Origin of the sequence: Catenibacterium sp. UBA627, from assembly GCF_002299355.1 — a bacterium.
In the GTDB taxonomy this organism is placed as follows: domain Bacteria; phylum Bacillota_I; class Bacilli_A; order Erysipelotrichales; family Coprobacillaceae; genus Catenibacterium; species Catenibacterium mitsuoka.
This window is the reverse complement of record NZ_DBPF01000074.1, coordinates 12,083-14,234: the sequence shown is the minus strand read 5'-3', so window position 1 is coordinate 14,234 and position 2,152 is coordinate 12,083. Positions and strand designations below refer to the sequence as shown.

The following is a 2,152-nucleotide window of genomic DNA, read 5'->3' as shown; positions in this document are numbered from 1 at the left end:
AGTATCTGCTGTGCCATATTGGAATTAAGCGTTCTATAGTTATCAGACGACTTCAGAAGTGCATAGTTCTTCTCATAATTGAGATACTTGCCTTGGGCAAAGTAATGCTGTCTGATGTTATAGATTGCCTGATTAGTGAGATTCTTCGCAATATGACATAATTCCTTGATGGAACGATAGTCTTCCTTAGACAGATGCTTTACCTGTTGTTTTACCGTAAGATACATATGTTTTAGCTCCTTTCTATAGTTTTAGGAAAAGAAGTTTCCAATTTATTTATACTATGTTTTACTCATAAATTACTTATGTGATTATAAAATAAACTTATTTATTACCACTTGATAGAAGTAGGAGTTTTCTACCGATTTTATAGATAATTAGTGAATAATGGTATATAATGACAATAATCTATGAACAAGGAGATTGTATATGATTGATATCGCAAGATTAAGAGAAGATCCTGAAGCTGTTAGGGAGAATATTAAAAAGAAGTTTCAAGATCATAAGCTTCCTTTAGTTGATGAAGCATTAGAATTAGACAAACAGTATAGAGCTGCTATTACAAGAGCATCTGAACTTCGTAGTATGAGAAATAAATTGTCTAAAGAAATTGGACAGTTCATGCGTGAGGGGAAGAAAGAAGAAGCTGCTGAAAATAAGAAGAAAGTTGGAGAAATGGCTGAAGAATTAAAGTCATTAGAAGAAGTTGAAAAAGAATCTGGAGATAAATTAAGAGAAGTCATGATGAAGATTCCTAACTTCTTAGATCCTACTGTACCAATCGGTAAAGATGACAGCGAAAACGTAGAAATCACTAAGTATGGTGATCCAGTAGTACCTGATTATGAAGTTCCATATCATACAGATATTATGGAATCATTTGATGGTATTGATCTAGATGCAGCAGGTAGAGTTGCAGGTAATGGTTTCTATTATTTAATGGGTGATATTGCGAGATTACATTCTGCAGTATTAGCTTATGCAAGAGACTTCATGATCAACCGTGGATTCACTTATTGTGTACCACCATATATGATTAGAAGTAATGTTGTTAATGGTGTTATGTCATTTGAAGAAATGGATGCCATGATGTATAAGATTGAAGGAGAAGACCTATACTTAATTGGTACTTCTGAACATTCAATGATTGGTAAGTTCATTGGTGAATTATTAGATGAAGACAAATTACCATATACTTATACTTCATATTCACCATGTTTCAGAAAAGAAAAGGGTGCTCATGGTATTGAAGAACGTGGTGTTTATAGAATTCATCAGTTCGAAAAACAGGAAATGATCGTTGTATGTAAACCAGAAGAATCTAAGATGTGGTTTGATAAGTTATGGAATAATACTGTAGATTTATTTAGATCTTTAGATATTCCAGTAAGAACACTTGAATGTTGTTCTGGTGACTTAGCAGACTTAAAGTCTAAGTCATTAGACGTTGAAGCTTGGTCTCCAAGACAGAAGAAGTATTTTGAAGTAGGAAGTTGTTCTAACTTAACTGATGCACAGGCTAGAAGATTAAATATCAGAATCAATGGTAAAGATGGTAAGTATTACGCACATACTTTAAATAATACTGTTGTTGCACCACCTAGAATGTTGATTGCGTTCTTAGAAAATAACTTAAATGAAGATGGTACTGTTTCTATTCCAGAAGCATTAAGACCATACATGGGTGGTACTGAAAAACTAGTTCCTAAAAAATAATGTGAAAGGAGATGTAAAATCTCCTTTTTCTTGCATTTTATAATAATTATGTTATAATCAATTTTGCCATTACAATAAACATGTCTGAACCATGTCAGGACCGGAAGGTAGCAGCATTAAGGGCCTCTGTTTGTGTGTAATGGCACTTTTTTTATATAAAAAGGAGTCATAGCATGAATGATGAAGAATATATGGCTGAAGCATTAAAAGAAGCAGAAATCGCAATGAGTGAAGATGAAGTACCTATTGGATGCATTATTGTCTATGAAGGACAAATCATTGCACGTACACATAACCAGAAGGAAACCTTAAAGAAGGCTACAGGACATGCTGAAATATTAGCTATTAATCAAGCAAGTGAGTATCTTGATTTATGGCATTTAGATGGCTGTACAATGTATGTAACATTAGAACCATGTATGATGTGTACAGGGGC

General features: G+C 33.4%; 3 protein-coding genes and 1 other RNA gene. 3 read left to right on the top strand and 1 reads right to left on the bottom strand.

Features of this window, described 5'->3' with window-relative positions; genetic code table 11:
• Positions 1–227 (bottom strand): hypothetical protein (locus B2S90_RS04970; RefSeq protein WP_286696629.1); only part of this gene is annotated, 227 nt, incomplete at its 3' end.
• 202 nt (positions 228–429) lie between these two features.
• Here B2S90_RS04970 and serS point away from each other — a divergent pair.
• The 3 genes from serS to B2S90_RS04955 form a co-directional block, all read left to right on the top strand.
• Positions 430–1,716, top strand: coding sequence for a serine--tRNA ligase (serS, locus tag B2S90_RS04965; RefSeq protein WP_217106960.1), 1,287 nt, complete (start codon positions 430–432; stop codon positions 1,714–1,716).
• Between the two features lie 61 nt (positions 1,717–1,777).
• Positions 1,778–1,867: signal recognition particle sRNA small type (gene ffs, locus B2S90_RS04960), an RNA gene on the top strand.
• A 22-nt stretch (positions 1,868–1,889) separates the two neighbouring features.
• The coding region (locus B2S90_RS04955; RefSeq protein ID WP_286696628.1) for a nucleoside deaminase at positions 1,890–2,152 on the top strand (263 nt) is incomplete at its 3' end.